Below are 2,707 nucleotides of genomic sequence, written 5' to 3'. Positions count from 1 at the left end.
GGTGGGTGAACATCCACCAGACGCCGAGCATGGCGCCGACCGCCCCGGGCGACCGTTCCACTCGATCTCCGGGCTCGGCTTCTTCGCCCAGATGGCGCGCGCCCGCGAGGCGGCGCGCGGCAGCCACGGGCTCGGCCGCTACCTCGGTTTCGCGCTCGCGGCGTTCCGCGCGTTCTTCCGCTCCGGACGGTCGCGCTATGAGCTCGTGATCGACGGCCAGGCGCGCCGGGTCGACGCCACCGCGGTGCTCGTGACCAACAACGCCTTCGCCGACCGGAGCTGGCGGCGGCCGCGGCTCGACGGCGGCGAGATCGAGGTGGTGGTGGCGCACGCCGGCGGGATGCGGGAGCGGCTGCGGCTCGCCATCGACGTGATGACCGGCGGCTGGCGCGACAATCCGCTGATCGAGGCGTTCCGCGCCCATGAAGCGGTGGTGACGAAGCTCCGGCGGCGGCGCGTATGGGTCGCGACTGACGGTGAACTCAGCCGCGAAACCTGCCCTTTGCGATACGAGGCGCTGCCCGCCGCCGCCACCGTGATGCGGCCGATCGTGCCGCTGGGCGCGCCGGCTGACGCGCCCGCGGCCTGAGGCGGCGGAACATGACAGGCGCCGCCGCGTTGTGCGGGTGAGCGGAGGACGCCGATGAAGAATCCCTGGATGAGCGCATGGCTGAGCGCGGCGAACGCCTGGTCGGGCGCCGCGCGCGGAAAAGCCTATTCCGAAGCCCGGCGCGCGCAGGAGGCGTGGCTCGCCGAGACGAACCGGCGCCTGGCCGAACTGTGGTTTCCGACCGCTCTGCGGCCCCCGCCCAAGCCCGTGCGCGCGCGGCGGAGCCGCAAGGCGCGCTGAGCCTCAGCTCGCGCAGTGTCGGATCAGCCTGCGCATGAAGGCTTCGCACTGCGCCAGTTGCTCCTCCTCGACGAATTCGTCGGCGCGGTGCGCCTGCGCGATCGAGCCCGGCCCGCAGACGACCGTGGGGATCTCGGCGGTCTCGACGAACAGCCCTGCCTCGGTGCCATAGGCGACCTTGGCGTGATCGTTCCGGCCGGCGAGCCGTTTCACGAGCGTCACGATGTCCGCCTCGGGCGCGGTGGCGAGCCCGGGGAACTCCGACTTCATCGAGACCTCGACCGCCGCGCGCGCATCGCGCGCCTTCATCTCGGCCTCCAGCTCGCCCGCGAAGGCGCGGAACTCCGCCACGAGAGCGTCCGCGTCCTCTTCGGGCAGCACCCGGAACTCGAGCTCCACGACCGCCTCGTCCGGAACGATGTTGAGCGCGACGCCGCCGTGGAACACGCCCACATGGGCGGTTGAGTGCGGAATGTCGTAGAGCGCGTCGCGCAGCCCGGATGAGGCGAGCCGCTCCCCGATCGCGGTGGTGCGCGTCACCAGCCGGGCGGCGTATTCGACGGCGTTGACGGCCTCCGGCGCACGGGAGGAATGGCCGCCGGTCCCGCGCACCAGCACGCCGAGAGACCGCTTCGCCTTGTGCGCGATCACCACCTGCATCCCGGTCGGCTCGCCGACGATGCAGCCGAGCGGCCTCACCGGCCGCGCCGCCAGCATCTCCAGCAGTTCGCGAACGCCGAGGCAGCCGACCTCCTCGTCGTAGGAGAAGGCGAAGTGGATCGGGATCTCGAGCTTCGCCGCCGCCATCTCGGGCGCGAGCGCGAGGCACACGGCCAGAAAGCCCTTCATGTCGCAGGCGCCGCGGCCATAGAGCCGGCCGTCGCGGCGCGTCAGGCTGAACGGATCGGTCGCCCAGCGCTGGCCGTCGACCGGCACCACGTCGGTGTGGCCCGAGAGCACGATCCCCGGCCGATCGGCCGGACCGATGGTGGCGAACAGGTTGGACTTGTCGCCATGCGCGCCGGCGGCCCGCTCGTGAGGGATTCCGAGGCCGTCGAGATAGGCCTCGACATGCTCGATGAGCGGCAGGTTCGAGTTGCGGCTGGTGGTGTCGAACGCGATCAGTCGCCCGAGCAGCTCGATCGTCTTGTCGGAGATCATCTGGCGCCAGTGAGCTTTGGGAGCCGCAGCCTAGACCCTCGGCGGGCCAAGCTGAAGCTTCCGCTCCGGAGCGGCCCGGGGCGAAAGCCGCGTTCGCGCACGCCATCGTGGGCGCCAGGGCTCCCCAACCCGCAGCAATTTCATGTTAGCCTTCGGCCTGGCGGGACGTTCCCCGCCGTCCCGCCGGGCCATTCTCGCCGGCGGGCGAGCTAGCGGGCCGCCAGATGACGTCCATGCCTGCGACCTTCTGGAACGATCCCGCCGCTTCCACGGAGAGCGGCGCGGGGGCCTTCGACCTGCCGGGTTCGCGCGACGTCTGGCTCAAGGCTCTGACCGACGACGCGCCGCAGACCGTCTGGTCCGCGCCTCCGAGCGGCGAGCACGATTATTTCAATCCGCACTGGCGCCTCCTGACCGGAGCGGCCGAGGCTGAGACGGGCCGGGAGGCCTGGCTGTCGCGCATCCACCCCGACGACCGCGACGCCTGCGCGGCCCGCTGGAGCCGAAGCCTCGCCCTGGGCGAGCCGTTCCTGCTCGAACATCGCCTCGCGAACGGCGACGGCGGCTGGCGCTGGTTCCTCAGCCGGGGCTGGCCGGTGCGGGACGAGCGCGGCGCCATCACCCGCTGGTTCTGCGTCGGCGACGACATCGACGAGGCCGCGCGCCTGCGCGAGGCGGCCGCGCGGCAGGAGACCG

4 protein-coding genes are annotated in these 2,707 nt (G+C 72.1%); 3 read left to right on the top strand and 1 reads right to left on the bottom strand.

The features are described 5' to 3' along the window. The coding region (locus ACIKT0_RS16605) for a diacylglycerol/lipid kinase family protein (RefSeq protein ID WP_407106489.1) at positions 1-589 on the top strand (589 nt) is incomplete at its 5' end. Positions 590-643: 54 nt separating this feature from the next. After that, complete coding sequence (locus ACIKT0_RS16600) at positions 644-850, top strand: hypothetical protein (RefSeq protein ID WP_407106488.1); 207 nt, start codon at positions 644-646, stop codon at positions 848-850. A 3-nt stretch (positions 851-853) separates the two neighbouring features. Here ACIKT0_RS16600 and argE read toward each other — a convergent pair whose 3' ends face one another. Further along, complete coding sequence (argE, locus tag ACIKT0_RS16595) at positions 854-2,011, bottom strand: acetylornithine deacetylase (RefSeq protein ID WP_407106487.1); 1,158 nt, start codon at positions 2,009-2,011, stop codon at positions 854-856. Positions 2,012-2,235: 224 nt separating this feature from the next. On the opposite strand from argE, the gene ACIKT0_RS16590 reads away from it, so the two are divergent. After that, positions 2,236-2,707 (top strand): PAS domain-containing protein (locus ACIKT0_RS16590; protein ID WP_407106486.1); only part of this gene is annotated, 472 nt, incomplete at its 3' end.

The sequence above is a fragment of the Hansschlegelia beijingensis genome (assembly GCF_045505405.1).
Classification (GTDB): Bacteria; Pseudomonadota; Alphaproteobacteria; order Rhizobiales; family Methylopilaceae; genus Methylopila; species Methylopila beijingensis_A.
This window is presented reverse-complemented; position numbering and strand designations above follow the sequence as displayed.

What these genes read in the sequence shown, in the direction of transcription:
- ACIKT0_RS16600 (WP_407106488.1), top strand. Translation starts at nt 644, where the DNA reads ATGAAGAATCCCTGGATGAGCGCATGGCTGAGCGCGGCGAACGCCTGG.
- argE (WP_407106487.1), bottom strand. Translation starts at nt 2,011, where the DNA reads ATGATCTCCGACAAGACGATCGAGCTGCTCGGGCGACTGATCGCGTTC.